This window comes from Sphingomonas quercus, assembly GCF_018863195.1.
In the GTDB taxonomy this organism is placed as follows: Bacteria; Pseudomonadota; Alphaproteobacteria; order Sphingomonadales; family Sphingomonadaceae; genus Solisphingomonas; species Solisphingomonas quercus.
Genome location: NZ_JAHKRT010000004.1, coordinates 246,991 through 271,507, shown reverse-complemented (window position 1 = coordinate 271,507; position 24,517 = coordinate 246,991). Strand labels below are relative to the sequence as shown.

The window sequence follows — 24,517 nt, the reverse complement described above, 5'->3', positions numbered from 1 at the left end:
CGCATCCGTTTCGAGGTTTCCGTGATGCGTATTCGCCTGGTTCTTGCCGCTCTGCTGATGACCTCCGCCGCCCCCGCTCTCGCCCAGGCCCTGCCGCCGCCTTCGCGCTTGCCCGGCGACACCGCCGAGGACATGGCGCTCAAGCGCCTGTTCTACGACAGCGACGAGGCGAGCCTGCGCCGCAATCCGCTGAACGGCCTGTTCCGCGGCGACATGCGCTACGCCGATCATATCGGCGAGCCCTTCTCCGACGCCTATATTGCTGCCGAGCGCCAGGCGGCGGAAGATGACCTCGCCCGCCTTCACGCCATCGACCGTGCCAAGCTCAGCCATGTCGACCAGATCGCCTATGACGTGTTCGACTGGCAGCGCCGCATCGACCTGCGCGGCTATTCGCCGGAGATCGTCGCGCTGACGATTGTCCGCCCCTTCGATCATTTCAACGGCTTCCACGTCTATTATCCGGACATCGCCTCCGGTCAGGGCGCGGCGCCCTTCCGCACCCAGGCCGATTATGAGAACAACCTGAAGCGGCATGCCGATTATGTGCGCATGCTGGATGCCGGCATCGCACGTTTCCGGGAGGGAATGAAGACCGGCGTCGTTCAGCCGAAGCTGGTCGTCAACAACATGATCGCCCAGTTCGACAATCTCATCGGCGAGGGCGTCGAGGGCTCGACCTTCTATGCGCCGGTGACGCAATTCCCCGACGGCATCGCCCCCGGCGTGCAGGCGCGGCTGCGCGCCGACTATGCCGCGATGATCCGCGACCGGATCATCCCCGCGGAGACGCGGATGCGCGATTTCCTCAGGAACGACTATCTGCCGGCGGCGCGCGACAGCATCGGGCTGTCCGGCATGCCGGGCGGAGCAAGGCTCTACGCGTATCTGATCGAGCAGAACACGACCCTGCCGCTCACCGCCGACGCCGTCCACAAGCTCGGCCTGTCCGAGGTGGCGCGCATCCGCACGGCGATGGAGGTGCAGCGGCAGGCGGTCGGCTTCAAGGGCAGCCTCGCGGACTTCTTCACCTTCCTGCGCACCGATCCGCGCTTCCAGCCGAAGAGCAAGGAGCAGCTGCGCGACGGCTATTTCGCGATCGGCAAACGCGTCGATGCGCGCGTGCGCGAGCAATTCTCGCTGATCCCGAAGACGGCGCTCGAGATCCGCCCGGTCCCCGCCTACAAGGAGAAGACCGACGCCGGCGGCTCCTATCAGGGGGGCACGCCGGACAGCACGCGGCCGGGCGTATTCTACTATAACAGCTATGATCTCCCATCCCGCTACATGTGGGAGATGGAGACGCTCTATCTCCATGAAGGCGTACCGGGGCATCATTTCCAGATCAGCCTCGCCCAGGAGGATCCGGCGCTGCCCGCCTTCATGCGTTTCGGCGGCAATACCGCCTATGTCGAGGGCTGGGGCCTCTATGCCGAGACGCTGTGGAAGGAGCTCGGCATGGAGACCGACCCCTATCAGCGCATGGGCGGCCTCAACGACGAGATGCTGCGCGCGATGCGGCTGGTCGTCGACACCGGCATCCACGCCAAGGGCTGGAGCCGCCAGCGGGCCATCGACTATATGCTCGACAATTCGCCGATGTCGCGCACCGATGTCGTCGCCGAGGTGGAGCGCTACATCGCCATTCCCGGCCAGGCGCTCGCCTACAAGATCGGCCAGCTGACCATTTCGCGCACCAAGGCCGGGGCGATGAAGACGCTCGGCGCGAAGTTCGACCCGCGCGCCTTCCACGCCCAGGTGCTCGACACCGGCGCGTTGCCGATGCCGGTGCTCGAGAAGAAGATCGCGGAGTGGGCCAAGGCCGGTGGCCGATAACCTGCCGCAGGCGGCCGGCTAGTTCAATCGCCCGAACGGCAGCAGTCGCTCGGCCATCGCCTGGGCGGTACGGCCGTCATTCTGGCGCAGCGGTGGCAGCAGCGTCGCCGCCGCCTTTTGCAGCACGCGATCGACCACCGTCGGCGTCTCGGCGGTCGTCGCGCGAGCGGCCAGCGCGCGGGCGGCGACGACGTCGCCACGGTCGACCTGGATGCGGGTCAGCGCCGCCATCGCGGGGAACAGCGCGCGGTTGCCGCCGAGGCGGAGCGCGGTGTCCAGCTCGGCGAGGCCATCGTCCTTCTTCGCGCCGAGCATCGTCCGCGCCACGAAATTGCCGAGCTGCGCCACCGCGTCGAGATGCCAGCCGGCGAGCGCGGCATGTGCCTCGGCGTTGTTCGGATCCTGCGCGATCAGCACTTCCATCAGCCGTCGCGCCTCCTTGGCGTCGGCGAAGCCGTGCTTCAGCTTGGCGCGATAGCCGATCGCGATCGCCTGCTGGAGCTGCGCCTCGCGATCATGTGGATCGCGGGCGAGGGCGGCGAGGGAGAGCTGCAGCGCGCTGTCGATCTGGGCCAGCGCCTGGGCCTTGTCCTGCGTCACGAACGCGGCGTTGGTGAGGATCTCCCGCGAGGTGGCGGCGCCGGCGGGGGCGGTGGCGATGAAGCCGGCGACCGCGAGGCCAAGGATGAGCCGTGCAGCGCCGCGCATCAGATTGCGAATCCTCTCATATCCATTCGATGGGACGAACGTCCTATGTGTCCGCAGGTTGCCCGATGGTTCACGCCGCCAGCGATTCGGCGATCAGACGGCGGCTGTTCGCCAGTCCGTAGAGGCGGAAGAAGCTGCCCATGCGCGGCCCCTGCGCCGAGCCCAGCAACGTCTCGTAGAGCGCGCGGAACCAGTCGCGCAGCTGCTCATAGCCGGCCGCCTTGCCGGCCTCGTAGACTTCGTTCTGGATCGCCTCGGCATCGGCGTCCTCCGGCAGGGACTCCAGCCGGCGCTGGAGATCGCGCAGCGCTGCGGCCTCCTTCTCGTCCGGCGCGCGGCGGCGCAGCGAGGCGGCGACGAAATCGCGGAAATAGGCGAGCGCCAGATCGATCAGCTGGTCCAGCTCCGGATGGGTCTCGCGCGCCGCCTCCGGCGCGTAGCGGCGCACGAAGCCCCACACCACGTCGCGATCGTCGGTGCCGGCGACGCCGACGAGGTTGAGCAGCATCGCGAAGCTGAGCGGCATCGAGGGCGTCGGGGGATGGCCCTCATGGACGTGATGCACCGGGTTGCCGAGCTTCTCCTTCACCTCCTGCCCCGGATAGGCGGCGAGGAACTGGTTATACTCGTCCACCGCCTTGGGGATGACCGAGAAGCTCAGCACCCGCGCCTTGCGCGGCTCGCGATAAATATAGAAAGCGAGGCTCTCGGCGGGTGCGTATTTCAGCCATTCCTCGATGGTCAGCCCATTGCCCTTGGACTTGGAGATCTTGGTGCCGTCCTCGTCGAGGAACAGCTCGTAGTTGAAGCCCTCGGGCGGCCGCGCGCCGAGGATGCGGGCAATCTTGGAGGATTGGGTGGCGCTGTCGATGAGGTCCTTGCCGTACATCTCGTAATCGACGCCGAACGCCACCCAGCGCTGCGCCCAGTCGACCTTCCATTGCAGCTTGGCCTGGCCGCCGAGGATCGACTGCTCGCGCCGCCCGCCGGTCTCCGGATCGAGATAGGCGACGATGCCGGCCTCCGCGTCGACCACCTCGACCGCGACCTGTAGCACCTTGCCGGTCTCGGGATGGATCGGGAAGACCGGGGAATAGGTCTTGCGACGCTCCTCGCCGAGGGTCGGCAGCATCACGTCCATGATCGCGCCATAGTGGCGCAGCACCGCCTTCATGGTGCCGTCGAAGCCGCCCTCGGCATAGACTTTGCTCGCCGCGCGGAATTCATAGTCGAAGCCGAAGCGGTCGAGGAAATTGCGCAGCAGCGCGTTGTTGTGGGCCGCGAAGCTGTCATGCGTGCCGAACGGATCGGGCACCCGGCACAGGGGCTCGTCGAGATGCTCCAGCATCATGTCGTGGTTGGGCAGGTTGGCCGGCACCTTGCGCATGCCGTCCATGTCGTCGGAGAAGCACACCAGTCGGGTCGGCAGGTCGCTCATCGTCTCGAAGGCGCGGCGCACCATCGTCGTGCGCGCCACCTCCTGGAAGGTGCCGATATGCGGCAGGCCGGAGGGGCCGTAGCCGGTCTGGAACAGGACATAGCCCTTGTCGGGCGGCGCCGTTTCATAGCGCTTGAGGAGCTTGCGCGCCTCCTCGAAAGGCCATGCCTTGCTGGCGAGTCCGGCGGCACGCATCGCGTCGTTTTCCATATGTTCCGAATTTCTGCTGGATTTCCTGCGCTCCTTAGCCTCAAATGGGCCACGACATGAAGGCCCCAGGCGATTCCCGACTGCCCGCCGTGCGCGCGACCACGGCCGAGCGGCGCTATGCCGTGCGCACGCCGGAGGAGGTGGCCTATGCCCGGCGTCCCGGATTGGGCGCCCTGCCGGAGGGCGGCGGCGCGGTGCTCGGCTTTGCGGGCCTGCAACTGGTGCCGATCGGCGTGCTGCTGTGGGCGATCTGGTGGCCGGCGCCGCGCACCACCAGCGGGGAGCTGTTCGCGATCGGCTGCACCGTGCTCATCGCGGTGCTGGCGCTGACGGTGCTGTGGTTCCTCGTCCGCCAGCGCATGGAATTCATCCGCCAGCTGTTCCTCATCCCGTTCATCCGCCTGACCGTGACGGACCGGCGGGTGATGTGGACCCTGCCTTGGCGGGCCGAGCCGTTGCTGGAGATTGACGGCATGCGCGTGCGCGGCGGCCTGCTCGGCGAGCCAAGCCCGCGCGGCTGGGCACCGGCCGCGATCCTGCTCTTTCCCGGCGATCCGGCCGGCGACGAGCATGGCATGATCCATTTCGACCGGTTGCCGGACGCCGCCCGCTTCGTCGACGCGCTCGCCCGTTTTGCCTGAGCCCGTCATGTCCGCGCTGCCCGTGCCCGCGCTTCACGCCACCCATGGCGGCATCTGGATCGCCGGGGCCGACGGCGAGACCGGCGCGTTGTCGCGCGGCGAGGCGATCGCGCGGGCGGCGGACACCCCGGTGATCCTCCTCAACGCGCCGCTGGTGGCGCAGCGGCTCGGCTATCCGGAGCTGTCCGGCCTCGACCTGCTGGAGCTGTTCGCCTTCGTCCATCCGGCGCGCTTCTGCGTGCCGACGCCGGCCGGCCTTGCCCGCGCGCTCGATCTCGTGCCGCCGGCAAGCGATGCCGACGCGCCGGCCTTCCTGCGCGCTGCCGCCGCCGCCCTGCTCGCGCGCATGGAGGCGGAGGACTGGCCGGAGCGGGAAGGGGCGTGGTCCAGCCTCCAGGCGCTGGCCCGCCTGCGCTGGCCATGGGCGATGCTTGCCGGGCGCCATATCCGCCGGCCCGCCGAGGCCGAACGCTGGCTGTTCTCGCGCCTGCCGGAATGGGAAGAAGCGGCGCCGCGTCCGCCCGCGCGCCCGATCCGGCTGGCGGGCGAGGCGGTGGCCGAGCGACTGTCGACGCTGGTCGGCAGCGCCGCCGAGACCCGCCAGGGCCAGCGCGACTATGCCGCCGCCGCCGCCCACGTCTTCGCCCCTCGCCTCACCGAAGGCCGGCCCAATCTGCTTCTCGCCGAGGCGGGGACGGGCATCGGCAAGACGCTCGGCTATCTCGCGCCGGCATCGCTATGGGCCGAGCAGGCCGGCGGCACGGTGTGGATCTCCACCTACACCAAGGCGCTGCAACGCCAGCTGGATCGCGAGACGATGCGCGTCTTTCCCGATCCGGCGGTGCGCCGCGCGCGGGTGGCGGTACGCAAGGGGCGGGAGAATTATCTCTGCCTGCTCAATCTCGAGGACGCGCTGCAGGGCGGCTTTCAGGGGCGCGCGGCGGTTCTTGCCCAGCTCGCGGCGCGCTGGGCGGCCTATAGCCGCGACGGCGACATGGTCGGCGGGGACCTGCCCGGCTGGCTGCCCACGCTGTTCCGCCGGGCCGGGTCGACCGCGCTCACTGACCGCCGTGGCGAATGCATCTATGCCGGCTGCCCCCATTATCGCCGCTGCTTCATCGAGCGTTCGGTGCGCGGCGCTGATGGGGCGGACCTCGTCATCGCCAATCACGCGCTGATCATGCTGCTCGCCGCGCGGAGACGGGACGAGGGCGCACCGCTCGCCCGCCTCGTCTTCGACGAGGGGCATCATCTGTTCGACGCCGCCGATTCGACCTTCGCCACGGCGCTTACCGGCCAGGAGACGATCGAGCTGCGCCGCTGGATCGTCGGCCCCGAATCGCGGGCGCGCGGGCGGCGGCGGGGGCTGGCGGCGCGCCTTTCCGACGTCGCTTCCTATGACGAGGCCGGCGCGTTGGCGATCGAGGCGGCGATCGCCGCCGCGCGCGAGCTGCCGGCCGACAGCTGGCTGGGCCGGCTCGCCGAAGGGCTGCCGCTCGGCGCTGTGGAGCGGCTGCTGGCGGCGGTGCGTGACACGGTGCTCGCCCGCGCCACCACCCAGGACGCCGGCTATTCGCTGGAGACCGAGATCGCCGAGCCGGACGGCGCGCTGGTCGAGGCGGCCGGCGCCGCCGCGCAGGCGCTCGAGGCGCTCCGCCGCCCGCTCGCCCGCCTCCGCCAGCGGCTGCAGGCGGTGATGGAGGACGCACCTGACTGGCTGGACGGCGCCGCCCGTGCCCGCGTCGAGGGTGCCATTGCCGGCCTCGCGCTGCGCACCGAGACGCTGACGGCGTGGATCGCGTTGCTCGCCCGCGTCGGCGGGCCGGCCGACCCGGATTTCGTCGACTGGCTGGCCGTCGACCGGGTGGACGGGCGCGAATATGATATCGGCCTGCACCGCCACTGGCTGGATCCTGCCCGCCCGCTCGCTGCCGCGGTGCTGGAGCCGGCACATGGCGTGCTCGTCACCTCCGCGACGCTGCGCGGCCAGGAGGATTGGGCGCGGGCCGAGGCGCGGGCCGGCGCCGCCCATCTCGGCCAGACCCCCGCTCATTTCGCCGCCGCCTCGCCCTTCGCCTATCCCGACAATGCCGAAGTGCTGGTCGTCACCGACGTGAAGAAAGGCGATCTCGGCCAGCTCGCCGGCGCCTATGCCCGGCTGATCCGCGCAGCCGGCGGCGGCACGCTCGGCCTGTTCACCGCCATCGCCCGGCTGAAGGCGGTGCATGCCCGCATCGCGGACCGGCTGGCGCGCGAGGGGTTGCCGCTCTACGCCCAGCATGTCGACCCGATCGACACCGGCACCCTGATCGACATCTTCCGCGACGAAGCTGGCGCCTCGCTGCTCGGCACGGACGCGTTGCGCGATGGCGTCGACGTCCCCGGCCATTCGCTCAGGCTGGTGGTGATGGAAGCGGTGCCGTGGCCGCGGCCGACCGTGCTCCACGCCGCCCGCCGTGCCGCCGGCGGCGGATCGGCTTATGACGATCAGGTGGTGCGCGCCCGCCTTGCCCAGGCGTTCGGCCGGCTGATCCGGCGGGCCGACGACAAGGGCTGTTTCGTGCTGCTCTCCGCCGCCACGCCGTCGCGGCTGCTCAACGCCTTCCCGCCCGGCGTGGCGGTGACGCGGGTGACGCTGGACGAGGCGGTGGCGCGGGTCGCCGGGCGGCTTTCCAGCGCCGGGCGGATCGGGCATCAGGTCTCGGCATGAAGCGCCTCACCCTTTTTCGCCACGCCAAGTCCGGCTGGGACGATCCTGCCGCGCGGGATTTCGATCGCCCGTTGAACGAGAAGGGCCGCCGTGCCGCCCGCATCATGGGCCGGATGATGCGCGACGAGCGCATGCGCTTCGACCGCGTCATCGCCTCGCCGGCGGTGCGCGTCGCCGAGACGCTGGACGCCATGGCCGAGGGTTTCGGCCAGCGGCTGTCGGTGGCGTGGGACCAGCGCATCTATCTCGCCGCCGCCGAAACGCTGCTCGAGCTGGTCCGCGAAACCCCGGCGGACGTGGAGGAGCTGCTGCTTTCCGGCCATAATCCGGGGCTTGAGGATCTGATCCTGCTGCTCGTGCCCGATACCGGCGATGCGATGCGCGAGGCGGTGGAGGAGAAATTCCCGACCGCCGCCCTCGCCACCATCGCGCTGCCGTTGAGTGACTGGCGGCACATCCGCCGTGGTGAAGGCACGCTGGCCCGCTTCGTCCGGCCCCGCGACATCGACCCGGCGCTGGGACCGGGAGGATAGGCCAGGACTGCCAACCAGGCCGAGCAGGCGCCGGGCGCGCGCTACGCCTGATCCGCCGCCAGCGCCCTCGCCAGTCGCTCGCGAATTTCGCTGAGCGCGGGCAGCCTTTCCGGCACCGGCGCCCTTGCCGCCAGTAACTGCTGCACGCCGCGCACCGTATAGCCCTCGCTGTCGAGCAGCCGGTGGATCTGGCGGGCGAGGGCCACGTCCTCCGGCCGATAATAGCGACGGCGCCCGGCGCGCTGCATCGGGCGCAACTGGGGGAAGCGCGTTTCCCAATAGCGCAGCACATGCTGGGGCACGCCCAGCTCGTCGGATAGCTCGCTGATCGTGCGCAGAGCCGATTCGGCCTTGGGTGGACGTTCCGGCACGGCTCCGCCTGCCTCAGCCCGCCTTGACGATGCGGTCGCGCATCATGTGGCTGGCGCGGAAGGTGAGCACGCGGCGCGGCGCGATCGGCACCTCGACGCCGGTCTTGGGGTTGCGGCCGATCCGCTCGCCCTTGTCGCGGAGCACGAAGCTGCCAAAGCCCGAGATCTTCACGTTTTCGCCGCGTTCGAGGGCATCCGACATATGGCCGAGCACCTGCTCCACCATGCGCGAGGATTCCGAGCGTGGCAGTCCGGTCGCGGCGTGGATCGCCTCGCACAGGTCGGCGCGCGTAAGCGTGCCAAGACTCTCTTCGCCATCGAGGCCGTCACCAGCCATACCCTAATCTCCCCCCTAAAGCCGACCTGACGAGCGAGAGCCCGCCACCGTGCACAATTCCGGGAGAACAGAGGGTCTTGTCAACAGGCGGTCGCGCGAAACTACCAGCGAACGACGGCAGCGCCCCAGGTAAAGCCGCCGCCCATCGCTTCCAGCACGAGCAGATCGCCCCGTTTGATGCGCCCGTCGCGCACGGCGACGTCCAGCGCCAGTGGCACCGAGGCGGCCGAGGTGTTGGCATGTTCGTCGACGGTGATCACCACGCGCTCGGCCGGCAGGTCGAGCTTGCGCGCGGTCGCCTCGAGGATTCGGCGGTTGGCCTGGTGGGGCACCACCCAGTCGACGTCGGCGGCGGTGAGGCCGACCGCGGCGAGCGATTCGGTCATCACCTCGGCGAGGTTGACGACGGCGTGACGGAACACCTCACGGCCCTTCATGCGCAGCTTGCCGACCGTGCCCGTCGTCGACGGGCCGCCATCGACGTAGAGAAGCTGGTTGTGACGGCCATCGGCGTGGAGCTTGGTGGTGAGCACGCCACGCGCCTGCGGGGAGGCGGGGTCGGCTTCGGTCTCCTCGGCATGAAGGACGACCGCGCCGGCGCCGTCGCCGAACAGCACGCAGGTGGCCCGATCCTCCCAGTCGAGGATGCGGCTGAATGTCTCGGCGCCGATCACCAGCGCGGTGTCGGCGGCGCCGGTGCGCACCATGCTCTCGGCCACCGACAGCGCGTAGAGAAAGCCCGAACACACCGCCGCGAGATCGAACGCGATGCAGTCGTCGATGCCGAGCATCGTCTGCACGCGCGTCGCCGCGGCCGGGAAGGTCTGGTCCGGCGTCGCCGTGGCGAGGACGATCAGGCCGACCGCCTGCGGCGCCACTCCGGCGGCCTCCAGCGCGCGCCGTGCGGCCTCCGCGGCGAGCGTCGCGGTGGTCTCCTCGGGCGCCGCGATGTGGCGGGCGCGGATGCCGGTGCGCTCGACGATCCATTCGTCGGAGGTGTCGACCGTTTCGGCCAGCTCGGCATTGCTGACCCGGCGCGCCGGCAGCGCGGCGCCGGTGCCGGCGATGACGGCACGGCGCATCGTCACGCGACCGCTCCCGGCGCGGCCTGGGCGGGGGCATGGGCCTGCATATGGGCGAGATCCTCGGCGATACGGCGGGTGATGTCGGCGTTGGCGAGCTTCGCGGCGACGTGGATCGCGTTCGCCACGCCCTTGGCGTCGGCCGAGCCGTGGCTCTTCACGATGATGCCCTGCAGGCCGAGGAAGACGGCGCCATTGTGATTATTGGGGTCGAGATGATGGCGCAGCATGTGCAGCGCCGGCCGCGACAGCAGGAAGCCCATCTTCGAACGGAAAGAGGAGGTGAAGGAGCGGCGCAGCAGGTCGGTGACGAAGCGGGCCGTGCCCTCCGCCGTCTTGAGCGCGATGTTGCCGGAGAAGCCGTCGGAGACGACGACGTCGATGTCGCCGCGCGAGGTCCGGTCACCCTCGATGAAGCCGCAAAACTCCATCGGCAGATAGTCGGCGGCGCGGAGCATGGCGGCGGCGTCGCGGATGCCGTCGGTGCCCTTCAGCTCCTCGGTGCCGATGTTGAGCAGCGCGACGCGCGGCCGCGCAATATCCAGCGCGACACGGGAATAGGCCGCGCCCATCACCGCGAACTGGACGAGATTCTGCGCGTCGCACTCGGTATTGGCGCCGAGGTCGAGCATGACGACGTCATTGTCGCCGAGGGTCGGCAGCATCGCCGCCAGCGCCGGGCGATCAATGCCTTTCATCGTGCGCAGCGCCAGCTTGGCCATCGCCATCAGCGCGCCGGTATTGCCGGCGGAGACGGCGGCTCCCGCCTCGCCGGCCTTCACGGCGGCAATGGCGCGGCCCATCGAGCTGGTCTTGGCGCGGCGGATCGCCTGGCTGGGCTTGTCGGCGCCGGCGATGACGTCGTCGGTGTGGACGATCTCAACGCCCTCACGCAGCGCCGGGTGCCGCGCGACCTGGGCGCGAATCGCCGCTTCGTCGCCGAAGACGAGAAAGCCGAGTTCGGGCCAGCGCACGCGCGCACTGGCGGCGCCGGCTAGCATCACCTCGGCCCCCTGGTCGCCACCCATCGCATCGATGGCGATTCGCGGCGCCTGGCCCACTCTTGCCGTCTCCCCGCTCCGGGCCTGTAGCATCAGGACCCGTCCGACCCTGTTGGAATCAGGCCTCGACCGCCACGATCTCGCGGCCGTTATAATGGCCGCAGGCATTGCACAGATTGTGCGGGCGCTTCAGCTCACCGCAGTTCGAGCATTCCTGGAACGAGTCGACGCTCAGCGCATGATGGCTGCGGCGCATGTTCCGCCGCGAGGGCGAGGTTTTTCTCTTAGGGACGGCCATGTCGGCACCTTATCTCATCTGGTGTTCGGTTTGCGACATCGCCGCGAACGCAGGATAACGACGGCCTAGAATCAGGCCGCGGACCCCAGCGGCCGGGCTCGTCGCGAGCGGACGGGCCTATAGCGATATCCGGTAAAGTTGCAAGCTTCTCTACCGCATGCGAGATGGCCGACACTGCTTCGCCGGAGAAGACCATGCTGCCGATCACGCTCACCATCGCCGCGGCGTGCGCGCTGATCAACCTGTGGCTCGCCTCGCGGGTGGTGCGACTGCGCGCGGCGAAGCGGGTCGAGGTCGGCGACGGTGGCGATCCGGTGATGACGAGGCGCATGCGCGCGCACGCCAATTTCACCGAATATGCGCCGTTCGTGCTGATCCTGCTCGGCCTCATCGAAATGGCCAAGGGCAGCCAGACCTGGCTGTGGGCGGCGTCCTTCGTCTTCGTGTTCGGGCGGATCGCCCACGCCTTCGGCATGGACCGCTCGGCGCCGAGCGTGCTGCGCGCCGGCGGCATCCTGGCGACCTGGCTGGTGCTGCTCGCGCTTGCCGGCTACGGCCTGGCCATCGCCTATGGCGCGCCGGCGCTGACGACGACGCTGCCGGGCTAGTCCCGTCGGGCGGTCAGGCCGCTCCGCCCAATGCGCGATCGCCCACAAAGGGATTGCTCGCACGTTCGTGAGCGAAGCTCGACATCGGGCCGTGACCGGGCACGAATCGCGTGTCTCCGCCCATCGGCCACAGCCGCTCGGTGATCGAGCGGATCAGGTCGTCGTGATTGCCGAGCGGAAAGTCGGTCCGTCCGATCGATCCCTGGAACAGCACGTCGCCGACCAGCGCCAGCTTCGACGCCGCATGGTGGAACACGACATGGCCGGGCGTGTGGCCGGGGCAATGGCGCACCGCAAAGGTCAGCGCGCCGACCGTCACGCTGTCGCCATCCTCGAGCCAGCGGTCCGGCTCGAACGGCGTGCCGGGTATGCCGAAGCCGCGCGAATCGTCGCCGAGCCGGGCGATCCAGAAGCGATCGGCCTCGTGCGGGCCCTCGATCGGCACGCCCAGCTCCTGCGCGAGCACGCCGGTGGCGCCGCAATGATCGATATGGCCATGGGTGACGAGCAGCTTCTCGATGGTCACGCCATGCTCCTCGGCGGCGGCGCGCAACCTGGGCAGGTCCCCGCCGGCATCGACGAACGCGCCGCGCATCGTCTGCGTGCACCACAGGAGCGTGCAATTCTGCTGGAAGGCGGTGACCGGGATGATCACCGCGCGCAGCGGCGGCTCGGGCGTGTTGCTCATCGGCCGATGCTGTGACGATGGTCGCGCTTCCACGCAAGGGCGTCAGACCCTAGGGGGTTCGCCATGGCGTTCGATCGCGAAAATCCCTTCGTGCTGCTCGACGATGCGCGGGCCGGCGGCGCGGGCGCCACCCTCTATCACGCCCCGCATGCGCTGATCGTGGCGCGCGAGCCGGGGGAGGTCGCACCCGCGCTGGCGCGGCTGCGCGCGGCGGTGGCCGGCGGCGCGCGGGCGGCGGGGTTTCTCTCATACGAGGCGGGCGCGGCGCTGGAACCGCGCCTTGCCGGCATCGCCCGGGCGCCGGCGGCGGACGCGCCGCCGTTGCTGTGGTTCGGCCTGTTCGACGCGGTCGAGGGGCTCGATCCGGACGCCCTCGATGCGCTGCTCGGCGATCCGGCCGGCGCCCATCTCGGCGAGCCGCGGCCGCGCATCGGCTATACCGATTATGCCGCCGCCGTCGCCCGGGTGCAGGCGCTGATCGCGGCGGGCGACATCTATCAGGCGAACCTCACCTTCCAGTGCGACGTGACGGTGGCGGGCGATCCGCTGGCCGCCTATGCGCGGCTGCGCGGCCAGCAGGCGGGATGGGGCGGGGTGGCCTTCACCGGCGCCCATTGGCTGCTCTCCGCCTCGCCGGAACTGTTCTTCACCGTGACCGCGGGCGTGGCGACGGCGCGGCCGATGAAGGGCACGGCGGCGCGCCACGCCGATCCGGAGATGGATGCCGCGGCGGCGGCGGCGCTGCGCGCCAACGCCAAGCAACGCGCCGAGAATCTGATGATCGTCGACCTGTTGCGCAACGATCTCGCCCATGTCGCGCGGCCCGGCGGCGTCGCCGTGCCGGAGCTGTTCACGGTCGAGACCTATCCAACCGTCCACCACATGACCTCGACGGTGACCGCCGCGCTCGCCGAGGGCCGTGACGCGGTCGACCTGCTCGGCCATCTCTTCCCCTGCGGCTCGATCACCGGCGCGCCGAAGATCCGCGCCATCGAGGTGATCGACGCCGTCGAGGGATGGCCGCGCGGCCCCTATACCGGCGCGATCGGGCGCATCGACGCGCCGGGGGAGGCGGCGTTCAACGTCGCCATCCGCACCCTCGTTGTGGCGGAGGGCGCGTCCGATGCTAGTCTCGGCCTCGGGTCCGCGATCGTCGCCGATTCGTCGGCGAGCGCGGAGTGGGCCGAATGTGCCGCGAAAGGGGTGTTCGTGACCGCCGGACAACAGGCTTTCGACCTCATCGAGACGATGCGCTTCGAGGCGCTCGACGGCTTTGTCGAGCTGGAGCGGCATCTCAAGCGGATCAAGGAGTCCGCCGAGGCTCTCGGCTTCAGCTTTGACCGTCATCAGGTGCGTAACGAGCTGCAGGCGGCGAGCTTCCCGGTGCGCCACGATGCGCGGGTGCGGCTGCGCCTCGGCCGTTCCGGCGCCACCGCCATCGCCATCGACCGGCTGCCGCCGGAGCCGGACTGGCCGGTGTCGGTGCGGCTGATGCCACGCGCCGTCGACCGCGACGATTTCCGGCTCTACCACAAGACCAGCGATCGCGAATTCTACGATCGCCCGCGCCAGGCCGCGGGCGTGTTCGAGGCGGTGTTCTACGACGCCGATGGGTTCATCACCGAAGGCAGCTTCACCAGCGTGTTCCTGGAGCGCGACGGGCTGCTCGTCACCCCGCCGGCGGCGCGCGGGCTGCTGCCGGGGACGCTGCGCGGCCGGCTGCTCGACGAGGGGCGGGCGATCGAAGCCGATCTGCGCCCTGCCGACCTGGAGCGCGGCTTCCTCATCGGCAACACCCTGCGCGGGCTGATGCCGGCACGGCTGGTTGCGGACGCGGGATAGTCTTCCTATAGCGCCCCCGCCGCAGGAAAAGGGGCATATCTCGCCATGAACCGCACGTCCGCCGCGCTCGGCCGCATCCAGCCGTCCGCCACCCTCGCCATGACCTCCCGCGTGATCGCGCTCCAGGCGAAGGGGATCGATGTCATCGGTCTCGCCGCCGGCGAGCCGGATTTCGACACGCCGGATTTCGTGAAAGAGGCGGCGATCGCGGCGATTCGCGCCGGCAAGACCAAGTACACGGTCGTCGACGGCACCGCCGAGCTGAAGGCGGCCATCGCCACCAAGTTCAAGCGCGACAACAGCCTCGCCTATGAGACGGCGCAGATCAGCGTCAATTCCGGCGGCAAGCACACCCTGTTCAACGCGCTGGTCGCGACCATCGACGCCGGCGACGAGGTGGTGATCCCGGCCCCCTATTGGGTGAGCTATCCGGACATCGTCGAGTTCGCCGGCGGCACACCGGTGATCGTCGCCGCCGGCGCCGACCAGAATTACAAGATCACGCCCGCCCAGCTCGACGCCGCGATCACACCGAAGACGCGCTGGGTAATCCTCAATTCGCCGTCCAACCCGACCGGCGCCGCCTATACCGCCGCCGAGCTGAAGGCGCTGGGCGAGGTGCTGGAGCGGCATCCCGACGTGATGATCATGGCCGACGATATGTACGAGCATATCGTCTATGACGGCTTCCGCTTCGCCACCATCGCGGAGGTCTGCCCGTCGCTCTACGAGCGGACGCTGACCGTCAATGGTTGCTCCAAGGCCTATTCGATGACCGGGTGGCGCATCGGTTTCGCCGGCGGACCGGCGTGGCTGATCAAGGCGATGGCCAAGCTCCAGTCCCAGTCCACCTCCAACCCCTGCTCGATCAGCCAGGCGGCGGCGACAGCGGCGCTGACCGGCGATCAGAGCTTCCTGATCGAGCGGCAGGCGGCCTTCCAGAAGCGGCGCGACCTCGTCGTCGGCCGGCTGAACGCGGTGCCCGGGATCAACTGCCCGACGCCGGAGGGCGCGTTCTACGTCTATCCGGACGTCTCCGGCCTGATCGGCAAGGCGACGCCCAAGGGCGCCGTGATCACCGACGACGAGGCGCTGGTCGGCTATCTGCTCGACGAGGCGCAGGTCGCCCCGGTGCAGGGCGCCGCCTTCGGCCTCTCCCCGGCGTTCCGCATCAGCTACGCGACCTCGGAAGCGATCCTCACGGAAGCGTGCGATCGCATCGAACAGGCCTGCGCCGCGCTCAAATAAGTGCCGCTTGCCGCGCCGGCCGCGCCGTCCCACATTCCGTTTTCAGCGGGGGCGGATGGAGGCATGGCATGAAGCGGCGCGAATGGTTTCAGGGCGGGCGGATCGGCGCGGCGGCGCTGGCGGGCGTGCTCGCCTTTGGCCTGGGCTCGACGGTGATGTTCCACGCGGTGCCGGCGGTGGCGGCAGACCAGGCGGTGCGCGTTCCGGCGCCCGCGCTCGACATGCCGGGCGCGGCGCGCACCACCGAGACGGCGGTGTTCGCCGGCGGCTGCTTCTGGGGCGTGCAGGGCGTGTTCCAGCATGTGAAGGGCGTGAAGAGCGCCGTTTCCGGCTATGCCGGCGGGCCGGTGGCCAAGGCCAATTACGACGCGGTGTCGGGTGGCGATACCGGCCATGCCGAATCGGTGCAGGTCACCTATGACCCGCGCGTCGTCAGCTATGGCCGGCTGTTGCAGATCTATTTCTCGGTGGTCGCCGATCCGACGACGCTGAACTATCAGGGTCCCGACCACGGCAGCCAGTATCGCACCGCCTTCTTTCCGCAGAGCGAGGACCAGCGCCGCGTGGCGATCGCCTATATCGCCCAGCTCGAACGCGCTCATATCTGGGGCAGGCCCATCGTGACGCGGATCGAGCCGGCGCGCGGTTTCTACCCGGCCGAGGCGCATCACCAGGACTATCTCTACCGCAACCCGCGCGTCCCCTATATCGCCATCAACGACATGCCGAAGGTCGAGGCGCTGAAGCGCCTCTTCCCGCAGGATTGGCAGGTGAAGCCGGTGCTGGTCGGAGCGTGACGAGTCCTTCTTCCCCGCTTGCCGGGCGAAACTAGAGCGGAAAGCGCAGCAGCCGGTCGGCCACCGGCACCAGCGCCCGCGCCGGGCCGGGGCCGAGCGCGCGGCGGATGGCGCGGTCGCCCGCGTCCATGCCGCCGGTGAGCGCGCCGAAGGCCGGCAGGATCAGCTTGGCCGGCCCCTCCACGAAGCAGCGCCGCGCCACCCGCCGGCCGCGCAGCGACAGATAGAGTCGCGGGTGGAAATGGCCGGACAGCTCCGGGCGAACCTCGCCCGGCTCCGCTTCGTGGCGCAGCACCAGCCCGTCCACCTCGGCCTCCTCGACGATGGTGCCGCCGCAATGGTCGGCCCAGTCGCCGCGTGCCGTCTTCGCGTCGTGATTGCCGGTGATCCAGTGCCAGCCGGTGCGCGCCGTCAGCCCGCGCAGCCGGGTGCGCGCCTCGGGCGCCAGCCGCTCGCAGCCCGCCGCGTCATGGAAACTGTCGCCGAGACACCAGATCTCGCGCGCCGCCGTGCGCTCGACCAGCGCGGTGAGGGCGGCCAGCGTCGCCAGCGTATCATAAGGCGGCAGCATCTGGCCGGCGGCGGCGAAGAAGCTCGCTTTTTCGAAATGCAGGTCAGCGACGATCAGCGCCTGGCGCCGCTCCCAATAAAGCGCGCCTTCGCCGAGCGCGGTGAGCGCCTGTCCCGCGAACGAAAAGGGAACCATGGCCGTCGCGCTACACGGCCGCACGCGACCGCGCAATATTTTGCGGCGGGCCTGTCGAATCCGCGCCGGTCCGTTCGTCGTCCGAATAGAGGCCAGTCCCGGCCTCTCCGAGAAGGAGACGGGCAATGCGTGTGATGGTGTTCGTGAAGGCGACCGAGGATAGCGAGCGCGGCGTCATGCCGGAGGTCGAGCTGTTCGAGGCGATGGGCAAGTTCAACGAAGAGCTGACCAACGCCGGCATCATGGTCAGTGGCGATGGGCTGAAGCCCTCGTCCCACGGCAAGAGGATCGCGTTCGACGGGCCGAATCGCACCGTCATCGACGGCCCCTTCGCCGAGACGCGCGAGCTGGTCGCCGGCTATTGGCTGTGGGAGGTCAAGGACATGGACGAGGCGGTGGCCTGGGCCAAGCGCTGCCCCAATCCCATGCCCGGGCCGAGCGAGCTGGAAATCCGTCCCCATTACGAGATGGCCGACTTCGCCGAAGTGCTGACCCCGGAATTGAAGGAGCGTTTCGAGCAGAACCGCGAGGCGCTCGAGGGGCGGTAAGCTCTCGCCGCTTGTCTCGTCCGCTGCCATCGCCGACAAGGCGGCATGGCGGCGGACGAGACCAACCGGGCGATCGAGGCGGTGTTCCGGATCGAGCGGGCGAGGCTGATCGCCGGCCTCGCCCGGCTGGTCCGCGATGTCGACCGCGCCGAGGAGCTGGCGCAGGACGCGCTGATCACGGCGCTTGCCGAATGGCCGAAGAGGGGCGTGCCCGACCGGCCCGGCGCGTGGCTGATGACCGCCGCCCGGCGCCGCGCCCTCGACCTCATGCGCCGGGATCGCATGCGCGCGCGCAAGCACGCGGAAATCGCCCACACGCTCGAGGAGAGCGACCGCTCGGCCGCGGTCGCGGAGATCGAGGCCGCCATGGATGACGATCTCGGCGACGAGCTGCTCGGCCTGATCTTCGCCGCCTGCCACCCGGTGATCTCGGCCGAGGCGCGCGCCGCGCTGACGCTGCGGCTGGTCGGCGGGCTGACCACCGGCGAGATCGCCCGCGCATTCCTGTCCAGCGAGCCGACCATCGCCCAGCGTATCGTCCGTGCCAAGAAGACGATCGGCAACGCCGGCATCGCCTTCGCGGTGCCGCGCGGCGGGGAGCGCGCCGAGCGGCTCGCCTCTGTGCTGGAGGTGATCTACCTGATCTTCAACGAGGGCTATGCGGTGACGGCGGGCGAGGATGCGATCCGCCCGTCGCTGTGCATGGAGGCGCAGCGGCTCGGCCGCATCCTCGCCGGGCTGATGCCGGAGGACGCCGAGGTGTTCGGGCTCGTCGCGCTGATGGAGATCCAGGCCTCGCGCCTCGCCGCCCGCGCCGCCCCGGACGGCGCGATCGTGCCGCTTGGCGAGCAGAACCGCGCGCGCTGGGATCAGCTGCTCATCCGCCGGGGCCTCGCCGCGCTCGCCCGCGCCGAGGCCCTTGGCGGGGCGGGGGGCGCCTATGCGCTCCAGGCCGCGCTCGCTGCCTGCCACGCCCGCGCCCGCCGGTTCGAGGACACCGACTGGCCGCGCATCGCCGGCCTTTATGATCGGCTGCGCGAGGCGATGCCGTCGCCGGTGGTCGAGCTCAATCGCGCCGTCGCCCACAGCATGGCCTTCGGCCCGGAGGCCGGGCTCGCTTTGGTCGACGCACTCGCTGAGGCGGCGTTGCTCCGCAATTATGCGCCCCTGCCGGCGGCGCGCGGCGATTTCCTGTTCCGTGCCGGGCGCCTCGCCGAAGCCCGGCCCCAGTTCGAGCGGGCCGCCAGCCTCACCGGCAATGAACGCGAAAGGGCCTTCCTTCTCGCCCGCGCCGCGGCCTGCGGGGTTTGACCGCAAGCGCCGGGAAGCCGCGGTTCACGATCGGCGGCAGGGTGACGGCATGAACTGGACATCGCTCATCGACGAGCTGGACGAACGCGGCTGCGCCGTCCTGCCCGGCCTGCTTTCGCCCGCGCAATGCCGCGCCGCCGCCGCGCTCTATGACGAGGAGGACCGGTTCCGCAGCCATGTGCAAATGGCGCGGCATGGCTTCGGGCGGGGCGAATATCGCTATTTCCGCTATCCGCTGCCCGATCCGGTCGCGGCCTTGCGCAGCGCGCTCTACCCGCGCTTCGCCGGCCTTGCCGACCGGTGGAATGCGCGGATGGGCAACGCCGTACGCTATCCGGCCGACCATGCCGGCTTCCTCGAGCGCTGCCACGCGGCCGGGCAGATGCGGCCGACCCCGCTGCTGCTGCGCTACGGCCCGGGCGACTATAATTGCCTCCATCGGGATCTCTATGGCGAGCATGTCTTCCCCATTCAGGTCGCCATCCTGCTGTCGGTGCCGGGCGAGGACTTCACCGGCGGCGAGTTCGTGCTGACCGAGCAGCGCCCGCGCATGCAGAGCCGCTGCGAGGTGGTGCCGCTCGGGCAGGGGGATGGCGTCGCTTTCGCCGTCAACGACCGGCCGGTGCGCGGCGCGCGCGGCGACTATCGCGTCCACATGCGCCACGGCGTCAGCCGCCTGCGCTCGGGCCGGCGCCACACGCTCGGCATCATCTTCCACGACGCTGCCTGATCGCCGCGCTAATCTGGGCTCGACAGTCGATTCGGAGAGGCAACGAATGAGACGCATCCTTCCCATCCTCGCGCTGCTGGCGGTGCCGGCGGGCGCGCAGACCTTGCCCGACGCGCTCACCCGCGATCCGCCCGCCGTCGCCGGCCACCCCGCCAGGCTCGAGCAGATCCGCTACCCCACCGGCGGGCTGGAGGTGCCGGCGCGGCTGTTCGTCGCCGGCGGGGCGGGAACGCATCCGACGATGCTGCTGCTGCACGGCTTTCCGGGCACCGAGCTGAACCTCGATCTCGCCCGCGTCTTCCAGCGCGCCGGCTGGAACGTGATGGCCGTCCATTATCGCGGCGTGTGGGGCGGGCCGGGACAGTTCAGCTTCGGCCATGTCGTCGAGGATGCCCATGCGGCGCTGGCCTGGCTGCGCTCGCCTGCCGCTGCTGCCCACGGCATTGATCCGAAGCGGATCGTCGTGCTCGGCCACAGCATGGGCGGCTTTGCCACCGTGATGCTCGGCGACGACAGGGCGGTGGCCGGCTATGTGCTGATCTCGGCTGCGAACATGGGGCGCAGCGCCCTGGCACTGGCCGACAATCCCGGCCGGCGCGGCGGCTTTGCCGATGATGCCGGCTACACCAATGCCAGCATCGACAGCCTGATCGCCGATGCCCGCGCTCACGCCGCCGACTGGGATTGGGACAGGCGCGCGGCGCTGATGGCCGGCCGGCCAGTGCTGGTGCTGACCTCGGACGACGGGCTGGCGCCGACCGGCGAGGCGGCCGCCAGGGCCATCGCCGCTGCCGGTGGCCCGAAGCCGGAGACGGTGCATATGACCACCGACCATAGCTACAATGATCACCGCATCGCGCTGGCGGCGACGATCCTGCGCTGGCTGGAGAAGAGCTTTCCCGCGCCCTGAGCTCAGGACGCCGGGTCCTGGTCGATCGGCTGGGCGAGGCGGACGACGGGCGAGGCCTGGAGCCGCGCCACCGCACGCCCCCGTTCGGCGGCGGCGACGCTGAGCAGATAGGCGTTGGCCGCGGTCGGCCCGCCGACCAGCCGGGCATCGGCCGCGCGCAGTGCCGCGCGCATCTCGGTTTCGCGCGCCTCGGGGCGGAACAGGACGATGACGTTGCCGGCGTCGCCCTGCCGGGCAGAGCCGAGCGCGTGATAGGCCGGAGCGGTGTCGATGGCGGCGGGGCGGAAGGCGATGGCCGTCGCGGCGATCAGCGCCGCCGCCTGCGCCGCGATCAGCCAGCCCGGCCGGCGCGGACGGGGCGCCTCGCCGGCGGCGACGCGCGCGCGCAGCGCCGCCCAGCCTGCGCGCGGATCGGAAGGCAGCGCCGCCACCACCCGCTTCAGGCGATGCTCGGCATCAAGCTCGGCGCGGCAGCCTGCGCAGCCCGCAAGGTGCGCCGCCACGCGTGCCGCCTCGGCGCCGTCGAGCGAGCCATTGGCGTACCAGGGCAGAAGCTGCCGCGTCGCCTCGTGGCGGTCATGGAGCGGGATGATGTTGGACACCGGGTCAGAGCCAGTCGGGCAGCTCGCCGGCCAGCGCGCCCCTCAGCCGCCGCCGCGCATAGAACATCCGCGTCTTCACGGTATCGACGGGGCAGCCCATGATTTCCGCGATTTCGCGATAGCCCATGTCATGGAAATAGGTGAGGTCGACGACCAGCCGGTGGTCCGGCGACAATCCCGCCATAGCCTCGGCCAGCGCGCGCTGGATGCGCGCTTTCCCGACGCCCTCGTCGGGCAGGGGATCGGCGCTCTCGCGGGTGGCGGCGGCGGGGTCCTCGATCGGCACGTCCTGCCGGCGGGCGGCCTTCATCGCGGTGCGATAGGCGATGGCGAAGATCCAGGTCGAAAGCTTGCTGGCGCCGTTGAACCCGTCCAGCCGATGCCACACCACCATCATCGTGTCGTTCAGCGCCTCCTCGACGAGATGCGGTCGGCGGACGAGGTTGGTGAGGAAGCGCGACAGGCGTGGATGATAGCGGCGATAAAGCTCCTCGAACGCTTTCAGGTCTCGCGCGCGCACCCGCTCGATCAGCGCCGCCTCGCCGCTGTCGCCTGGGCGCGTCGCGTCACGCCGATCTGCCATGCCCTGTCCAGTCAAGACGACCTCCGCCCGGGATGCCCGTAGGTGGCGCGGCGATGCAAGCCGGTTCAATCGCGTCGGTCAGAAGTTCCAGCTTGCGCCGGCGGTGAGCGCGGTGCGGTCATGGGCGCGGCCGTCATAATATTGCCGCCCGGGCCGGCCGCCGGATAGCGCGGCGTGGACATCGAAGCTGCCGAGCAGGCGGGTGGCCGACAGCCGCCAGTCATAGCGGACGGGCCGGCCCCCGCCGTCGTCGACAAAGGCGAGCGCGCCGACGTGCCCGCCGATACGCCAGTCGCGCGACGGGATCAGCGTCCCCTCCACCTCGCCGTAAAGGGTGGAAGCGTCACGGACGAAGGAATCGGGCGAATAATAGAGGCGCACCACGATCGGCTGCAGGGTCAGGCCTGCATAAAGCTCGGTGTAGCGGCTGGCGCGCCCGCCGGCGTAGCTCGCCCGATACTGGCGGCGGATCACGCCGAGATCGGCGGCGGCGCCGGTGCCGAGCCGCCGCGCATAGCCGATATTGGTATCCCAGCCGAGGAAATGGGCGCGCCCCTGCGCGAACATCGCCACGGCGTAGCCGTCGACATAGAGGCCGGAGGAGTGATCATAGCCGAGCTGGCCGGTCGCCACCGGCCGGCCCGCGCTCAGCGAATAGCCGCGCAGCCGATAGTCGCTTTCGACCCCGATGCCGCCGCCGAGCTGGGCGGGGGCCGCCCCGGTCAGCGGATGCTGGAGGATGAGGACGGCGGCCGCGTGCCAGAGCTGCCGGCGGGCCCTAGCGGGCGGATCGAAGGGCGCCGTCGGCAGCGGCGACGCCGGCAAGGTCGCAGCCGCAGCGGCAGTCGGCCGGCAGGCTGCGGGCGAGCGTGGCGCAGGCGTCGATCGCGCCATTGGCCAGCCGCGCCAGCGCCACCTTGCCGCCGCGGCTGCGCTCCCGGACGATCGCGATGAGGCCGCTGCTATGGGCGGCTGCGAAGGAGGAGCCATTGACGAGAGCCCATTTGCCTCCCGGTTGCGTGGTGGGGACGTCGTCGCCGGGGGCCCTGTAGACCTCCCCGCCCAGCTTCTGCATGCTTTCATTGGTGGCGGCAACAACCCCCGGCAGCGACGCCGGAAAACCGCCCCGCGGCAGGCGCGCATCATAGGCGGCGACGACGCTGATGTCGCGATCAAGGGCGATGGCGATCAGCCGCGCGAGCAATGGATCGGGCGGCCCGCTCAGGCTCATGTTGATGACGCCGGCCTGATGCTCAATGGCGAATTGCAGCGCGCGGGCGAGGGTCAGGCTGCTGCACAGGGTCGGCGCGCGGATGGTCGCCGGGCTCGATTGCCAGCAGGCGCGCAACGCCATCATCCGCGCCCCCGGCGCGATGCCGGCGATGCCGATGCCATTATTGGCCCTGGCGCCGATGATGCCGGCGACGCCGGTGCCATGCCATTCCGGGGCCGCAGCCGTGGTCGACACGAAATCCTCGTCGGCGACGAACTGGCCGGCGAGATCGGGATGGCGGGTCTCGACCTTGCTGTCGATGACGGCGATGCGCACGCCCCGCCCGGTGGCCACCCGATGCAGCGCGTCGAGATGCCACGCGGAGGCGGCGGGCTGGGCGAGGTAGAGCGGGTCGCCGGTGGCGGGCGGATTGCCCCGCGCCTCGTAGGTCTGCATCGGCTGCGCCCAGGCGACATTGGCGTCCCGGGCAATGGCCGCGATCATCGCGTCGACCGGCTTGTCGCGCGGCACGCGCATCACGAAACAGTCGACGCCGAGCATCGGCATCGGCCAGCCGTCGACCAGCGTCAGCCCGTTGCGCCGGGCGATGCCGCGCGCCAGCCGCTTGCGCGCCGCCACCGCCGCGGCATCGCCATAGCTGCCGCCATAGCCGGCGCCCGGCCGCAGGCGCGGCGGGGCGATGCGGAGCATGACAAGGATCTGCGCGTCGCCGGCCGTCGCAACCGTCTCCGCGGCGGCGGCGGCGGCCGGCGGCGTGGGCAGCGCCACGAGCGCGAGCGCCAGCGCCAGCATCAGCGCCGCGCCTCTCAGGAGCCTCGGGATCATGTCAGGGGCCGGGATCGATCGGCTGGGCGAGGGTCACCTCCGGCGCGCCGCCGAGCAGCCTGACCGCCGCCGGCCGGCGTTCGGGGTCGACGCGCAGGACATAGGCCCCGGTCGCCGTCGGCCCGTCGACCAGCCGCGCCCCGGCGGCGCCGATCAGCGCGCGCACCCGCGCCTCCCGGGTGTCGGGCCGGAACTGGAGGAGGAGGTTGCCGGGCCGCGCGGCGGGCGCGGTGCCGAGCGCGATATAGGTGGCGGGTGCCGCCGCCCGTTCCGGCAGGGCGGCGACGATCATCCCCGCCGCGCAGGCCGCGGCGAGCGGGGCGGCGACCACCCAGCCCATCGCCACCCGCCGCTTCAGGAACGGCACCGGCATGTTGCGGCGATCGGCGGCGATGTCGGCAAGATCGTCATCGTCATCGTCATCGCCGGCCGGCGTCTCGCCGGCGGCGATGCGCGCCGCCATCGCCGCCCAGCCATCGCCCGCGACGACCGGAATGTCCTTCACCGCGCCCGCCAGCGCCTGTTCGGCGGCAAGCTCCGCCCGGCATTCGGCGCAGGCGGCGAGATGCGCCTCGACCATCGCGGTTTCCGGCGCCGTCAGCGTGCCGTTGACATACCAGGCGAGCAGCTGCCGGACCTGATCATGCGGCCGCCCGCGCAAGGGAAGGATGCTCACCATTTCGATCTCGCGATAGCCCGGACCATGGGACTATATCAGGT

25 protein-coding genes and 1 pseudogene are annotated in these 24,517 nt (G+C 70.5%); 12 read left to right on the top strand and 14 right to left on the bottom strand.

Annotation, left to right across the window (positions count from 1 at the left end; genetic code table 11):
- The first annotated feature begins 24 nt into the window (after positions 1-24).
- On the top strand, positions 25-1,836 hold the full coding sequence (locus KOF26_RS09670; RefSeq protein WP_216323792.1) for a DUF885 domain-containing protein: 1,812 nt from the start codon (positions 25-27) through the stop codon (positions 1,834-1,836).
- Between the two features lie 18 nt (positions 1,837-1,854).
- Here KOF26_RS09670 and KOF26_RS09665 read toward each other — a convergent pair whose 3' ends face one another.
- Complete coding sequence (locus KOF26_RS09665) at positions 1,855-2,544, bottom strand: hypothetical protein (protein WP_216323788.1); 690 nt, start codon at positions 2,542-2,544, stop codon at positions 1,855-1,857.
- Positions 2,545-2,614: 70 nt separating this feature from the next.
- Positions 2,615-4,192, bottom strand: a complete 1,578-nt coding sequence (locus tag KOF26_RS09660) for a lysine--tRNA ligase (protein ID WP_216323784.1) — start codon at positions 4,190-4,192, stop codon at positions 2,615-2,617.
- A gap of 56 nt (positions 4,193-4,248) precedes the next feature.
- On the opposite strand from KOF26_RS09660, the gene KOF26_RS09655 reads away from it, so the two are divergent.
- The 3 genes from KOF26_RS09655 to KOF26_RS09645 are packed head-to-tail and all read left to right on the top strand — an operon-like array spanning position 4,249 to position 8,076.
- A complete protein-coding gene (locus tag KOF26_RS09655; RefSeq protein ID WP_216323781.1) occupies positions 4,249-4,833 on the top strand; it encodes a hypothetical protein in 585 nt (194 codons plus the stop codon).
- Between the two features lie 7 nt (positions 4,834-4,840).
- Complete coding sequence (locus KOF26_RS09650) at positions 4,841-7,543, top strand: ATP-dependent DNA helicase (protein WP_216323778.1); 2,703 nt, start codon at positions 4,841-4,843, stop codon at positions 7,541-7,543.
- Positions 7,540-8,076: a SixA phosphatase family protein gene (locus KOF26_RS09645; protein WP_216323775.1), complete on the top strand. Its 537-nt coding sequence runs from the start codon at positions 7,540-7,542 to the stop codon at positions 8,074-8,076. The genes KOF26_RS09650 and KOF26_RS09645 overlap by 4 nt, the downstream gene beginning before the upstream one ends.
- Before the next feature lie 41 nt (positions 8,077-8,117).
- Here the strand turns inward: KOF26_RS09645 and KOF26_RS09640 are convergent, their stop codons facing one another.
- From KOF26_RS09640 to rpmF, 5 genes are all read right to left on the bottom strand, one after another.
- On the bottom strand, positions 8,118-8,447 hold the full coding sequence (locus tag KOF26_RS09640) for a MerR family transcriptional regulator (RefSeq protein ID WP_216323772.1): 330 nt from the start codon (positions 8,445-8,447) through the stop codon (positions 8,118-8,120).
- Positions 8,448-8,460: 13 nt separating this feature from the next.
- On the bottom strand, positions 8,461-8,784 hold the full coding sequence (locus tag KOF26_RS09635) for an integration host factor subunit alpha (RefSeq protein WP_216323770.1): 324 nt from the start codon (positions 8,782-8,784) through the stop codon (positions 8,461-8,463).
- 101 nt (positions 8,785-8,885) lie between these two features.
- On the bottom strand, positions 8,886-9,866 hold the full coding sequence (locus tag KOF26_RS09630) for a beta-ketoacyl-ACP synthase III (protein WP_216324089.1): 981 nt from the start codon (positions 9,864-9,866) through the stop codon (positions 8,886-8,888).
- 2 nt (positions 9,867-9,868) lie between these two features.
- Entirely contained in the window at positions 9,869-10,894 is a 1,026-nt protein-coding gene (plsX, locus tag KOF26_RS09625; protein WP_253201321.1) for a phosphate acyltransferase PlsX, read from the bottom strand.
- 91 nt (positions 10,895-10,985) lie between these two features.
- On the bottom strand, positions 10,986-11,165 hold the full coding sequence (gene rpmF, locus KOF26_RS09620; protein WP_216323768.1) for a 50S ribosomal protein L32: 180 nt from the start codon (positions 11,163-11,165) through the stop codon (positions 10,986-10,988).
- Between the two features lie 164 nt (positions 11,166-11,329).
- Between rpmF and KOF26_RS09615 the strand changes: the two genes are divergently transcribed.
- Complete coding sequence (locus tag KOF26_RS09615) at positions 11,330-11,773, top strand: MAPEG family protein (protein WP_253201299.1); 444 nt, start codon at positions 11,330-11,332, stop codon at positions 11,771-11,773.
- A 13-nt stretch (positions 11,774-11,786) separates the two neighbouring features.
- Here the strand turns inward: KOF26_RS09615 and KOF26_RS09610 are convergent, their stop codons facing one another.
- Entirely contained in the window at positions 11,787-12,461 is a 675-nt protein-coding gene (locus KOF26_RS09610) for an MBL fold metallo-hydrolase (protein ID WP_301183130.1), read from the bottom strand.
- Between the two features lie 63 nt (positions 12,462-12,524).
- On the opposite strand from KOF26_RS09610, the gene pabB reads away from it, so the two are divergent.
- The 3 genes from pabB (at position 12,525) to msrA (ending at position 16,348) form a co-directional block, all read left to right on the top strand.
- Entirely contained in the window at positions 12,525-14,303 is a 1,779-nt protein-coding gene (gene pabB / locus KOF26_RS09605) for an aminodeoxychorismate synthase component I (protein ID WP_216323765.1), read from the top strand.
- Positions 14,304-14,348: 45 nt separating this feature from the next.
- Positions 14,349-15,551, top strand: a complete 1,203-nt coding sequence (locus KOF26_RS09600) for a pyridoxal phosphate-dependent aminotransferase (protein WP_216323762.1) — start codon at positions 14,349-14,351, stop codon at positions 15,549-15,551.
- A 155-nt stretch (positions 15,552-15,706) separates the two neighbouring features.
- Positions 15,707-16,348, top strand: coding sequence for a peptide-methionine (S)-S-oxide reductase MsrA (gene msrA, locus KOF26_RS09595; protein ID WP_216324075.1), 642 nt, complete (start codon positions 15,707-15,709; stop codon positions 16,346-16,348).
- 31 nt (positions 16,349-16,379) lie between these two features.
- Here msrA and pdeM read toward each other — a convergent pair whose 3' ends face one another.
- The gene (gene pdeM, locus KOF26_RS09590) at positions 16,380-17,054 is read right to left on the bottom strand and encodes a ligase-associated DNA damage response endonuclease PdeM (protein WP_216323759.1); all 675 of its coding nucleotides are present in this window, start codon (positions 17,052-17,054) and stop codon (positions 16,380-16,382) included.
- A 125-nt stretch (positions 17,055-17,179) separates the two neighbouring features.
- Here pdeM and KOF26_RS09585 point away from each other — a divergent pair.
- The 4 genes and pseudogenes from KOF26_RS09585 to KOF26_RS09570 form a co-directional block, all read left to right on the top strand.
- A pseudogene (locus KOF26_RS09585) lies at positions 17,180-17,536 on the top strand (YciI family protein); the annotation flags it as partial.
- A 111-nt stretch (positions 17,537-17,647) separates the two neighbouring features.
- Complete coding sequence (locus tag KOF26_RS09580) at positions 17,648-18,913, top strand: RNA polymerase sigma factor (RefSeq protein WP_216323753.1); 1,266 nt, start codon at positions 17,648-17,650, stop codon at positions 18,911-18,913.
- 49 nt (positions 18,914-18,962) lie between these two features.
- Positions 18,963-19,643: a 2OG-Fe(II) oxygenase gene (locus KOF26_RS09575; RefSeq protein ID WP_216323750.1), complete on the top strand. Its 681-nt coding sequence runs from the start codon at positions 18,963-18,965 to the stop codon at positions 19,641-19,643.
- Between the two features lie 46 nt (positions 19,644-19,689).
- Positions 19,690-20,553 (top strand): alpha/beta hydrolase family protein, encoded by an 864-nt coding sequence (locus KOF26_RS09570; protein WP_216323748.1) that lies wholly within the window; start codon positions 19,690-19,692, stop codon positions 20,551-20,553.
- A gap of 2 nt (positions 20,554-20,555) precedes the next feature.
- Here the strand turns inward: KOF26_RS09570 and KOF26_RS09565 are convergent, their stop codons facing one another.
- From KOF26_RS09565 to KOF26_RS09545, 5 genes are all read right to left on the bottom strand, one after another.
- Positions 20,556-21,155 carry a zf-HC2 domain-containing protein gene (locus KOF26_RS09565; RefSeq protein ID WP_216323745.1) on the bottom strand — a complete coding sequence of 200 codons (600 nt, stop codon included), beginning with the start codon at positions 21,153-21,155 and terminating at the stop codon, positions 20,556-20,558.
- Between the two features lie 4 nt (positions 21,156-21,159).
- Positions 21,160-21,738: an RNA polymerase sigma factor gene (locus tag KOF26_RS09560; protein WP_216323742.1), complete on the bottom strand. Its 579-nt coding sequence runs from the start codon at positions 21,736-21,738 to the stop codon at positions 21,160-21,162.
- A 78-nt stretch (positions 21,739-21,816) separates the two neighbouring features.
- Positions 21,817-22,563 (bottom strand): TorF family putative porin, encoded by a 747-nt coding sequence (locus KOF26_RS09555; RefSeq protein ID WP_216323739.1) that lies wholly within the window; start codon positions 22,561-22,563, stop codon positions 21,817-21,819.
- The gene (locus KOF26_RS09550; RefSeq protein WP_253201298.1) at positions 22,517-23,797 is read right to left on the bottom strand and encodes a S8 family peptidase; all 1,281 of its coding nucleotides are present in this window, start codon (positions 23,795-23,797) and stop codon (positions 22,517-22,519) included. The genes KOF26_RS09555 and KOF26_RS09550 overlap by 47 nt, the downstream gene beginning before the upstream one ends.
- 1 nt (position 23,798) lies before the next feature.
- Positions 23,799-24,476 carry a zf-HC2 domain-containing protein gene (locus KOF26_RS09545; protein WP_216323736.1) on the bottom strand — a complete coding sequence of 226 codons (678 nt, stop codon included), beginning with the start codon at positions 24,474-24,476 and terminating at the stop codon, positions 23,799-23,801.
- Positions 24,477-24,517 lie beyond the last annotated feature (41 nt).

What these genes read in the sequence shown, in the direction of transcription:
- KOF26_RS09660 (WP_216323784.1), bottom strand. Translation starts at nt 4,192, where the DNA reads ATGGAAAACGACGCGATGCGTGCCGCCGGACTCGCCAGCAAGGCATGG.
- pabB (WP_216323765.1), top strand. Translation starts at nt 12,525, where the DNA reads ATGGCGTTCGATCGCGAAAATCCCTTCGTGCTGCTCGACGATGCGCGG.
- KOF26_RS09600 (WP_216323762.1), top strand. Translation starts at nt 14,349, where the DNA reads ATGAACCGCACGTCCGCCGCGCTCGGCCGCATCCAGCCGTCCGCCACC.
- KOF26_RS09560 (WP_216323742.1), bottom strand. Translation starts at nt 21,738, where the DNA reads ATGGCAGATCGGCGTGACGCGACGCGCCCAGGCGACAGCGGCGAGGCG.
- KOF26_RS09575 (WP_216323750.1), top strand. Translation starts at nt 18,963, where the DNA reads ATGAACTGGACATCGCTCATCGACGAGCTGGACGAACGCGGCTGCGCC.
- KOF26_RS09570 (WP_216323748.1), top strand. Translation starts at nt 19,690, where the DNA reads ATGAGACGCATCCTTCCCATCCTCGCGCTGCTGGCGGTGCCGGCGGGC.
- KOF26_RS09550 (WP_253201298.1), bottom strand. Translation starts at nt 23,797, where the DNA reads ATGATCCCGAGGCTCCTGAGAGGCGCGGCGCTGATGCTGGCGCTGGCG.
- KOF26_RS09670 (WP_216323792.1), top strand. Translation starts at nt 25, where the DNA reads ATGCGTATTCGCCTGGTTCTTGCCGCTCTGCTGATGACCTCCGCCGCC.
- KOF26_RS09635 (WP_216323770.1), bottom strand. Translation starts at nt 8,784, where the DNA reads ATGGCTGGTGACGGCCTCGATGGCGAAGAGAGTCTTGGCACGCTTACG.
- pdeM (WP_216323759.1), bottom strand. Translation starts at nt 17,054, where the DNA reads ATGGTTCCCTTTTCGTTCGCGGGACAGGCGCTCACCGCGCTCGGCGAA.
- plsX (WP_253201321.1), bottom strand. Translation starts at nt 10,894, where the DNA reads ATGGGTGGCGACCAGGGGGCCGAGGTGATGCTAGCCGGCGCCGCCAGT.
- KOF26_RS09615 (WP_253201299.1), top strand. Translation starts at nt 11,330, where the DNA reads ATGGCCGACACTGCTTCGCCGGAGAAGACCATGCTGCCGATCACGCTC.
- KOF26_RS09665 (WP_216323788.1), bottom strand. Translation starts at nt 2,544, where the DNA reads ATGCGCGGCGCTGCACGGCTCATCCTTGGCCTCGCGGTCGCCGGCTTC.
- KOF26_RS09580 (WP_216323753.1), top strand. Translation starts at nt 17,648, where the DNA reads ATGGCGGCGGACGAGACCAACCGGGCGATCGAGGCGGTGTTCCGGATC.
- msrA (WP_216324075.1), top strand. Translation starts at nt 15,707, where the DNA reads ATGTTCCACGCGGTGCCGGCGGTGGCGGCAGACCAGGCGGTGCGCGTT.
- KOF26_RS09610 (WP_301183130.1), bottom strand. Translation starts at nt 12,461, where the DNA reads ATGAGCAACACGCCCGAGCCGCCGCTGCGCGCGGTGATCATCCCGGTC.
- KOF26_RS09650 (WP_216323778.1), top strand. Translation starts at nt 4,841, where the DNA reads ATGTCCGCGCTGCCCGTGCCCGCGCTTCACGCCACCCATGGCGGCATC.
- KOF26_RS09630 (WP_216324089.1), bottom strand. Translation starts at nt 9,866, where the DNA reads ATGCGCCGTGCCGTCATCGCCGGCACCGGCGCCGCGCTGCCGGCGCGC.
- rpmF (WP_216323768.1), bottom strand. Translation starts at nt 11,165, where the DNA reads ATGGCCGTCCCTAAGAGAAAAACCTCGCCCTCGCGGCGGAACATGCGC.
- KOF26_RS09655 (WP_216323781.1), top strand. Translation starts at nt 4,249, where the DNA reads ATGAAGGCCCCAGGCGATTCCCGACTGCCCGCCGTGCGCGCGACCACG.
- KOF26_RS09645 (WP_216323775.1), top strand. Translation starts at nt 7,540, where the DNA reads ATGAAGCGCCTCACCCTTTTTCGCCACGCCAAGTCCGGCTGGGACGAT.
- KOF26_RS09545 (WP_216323736.1), bottom strand. Translation starts at nt 24,476, where the DNA reads ATGGTGAGCATCCTTCCCTTGCGCGGGCGGCCGCATGATCAGGTCCGG.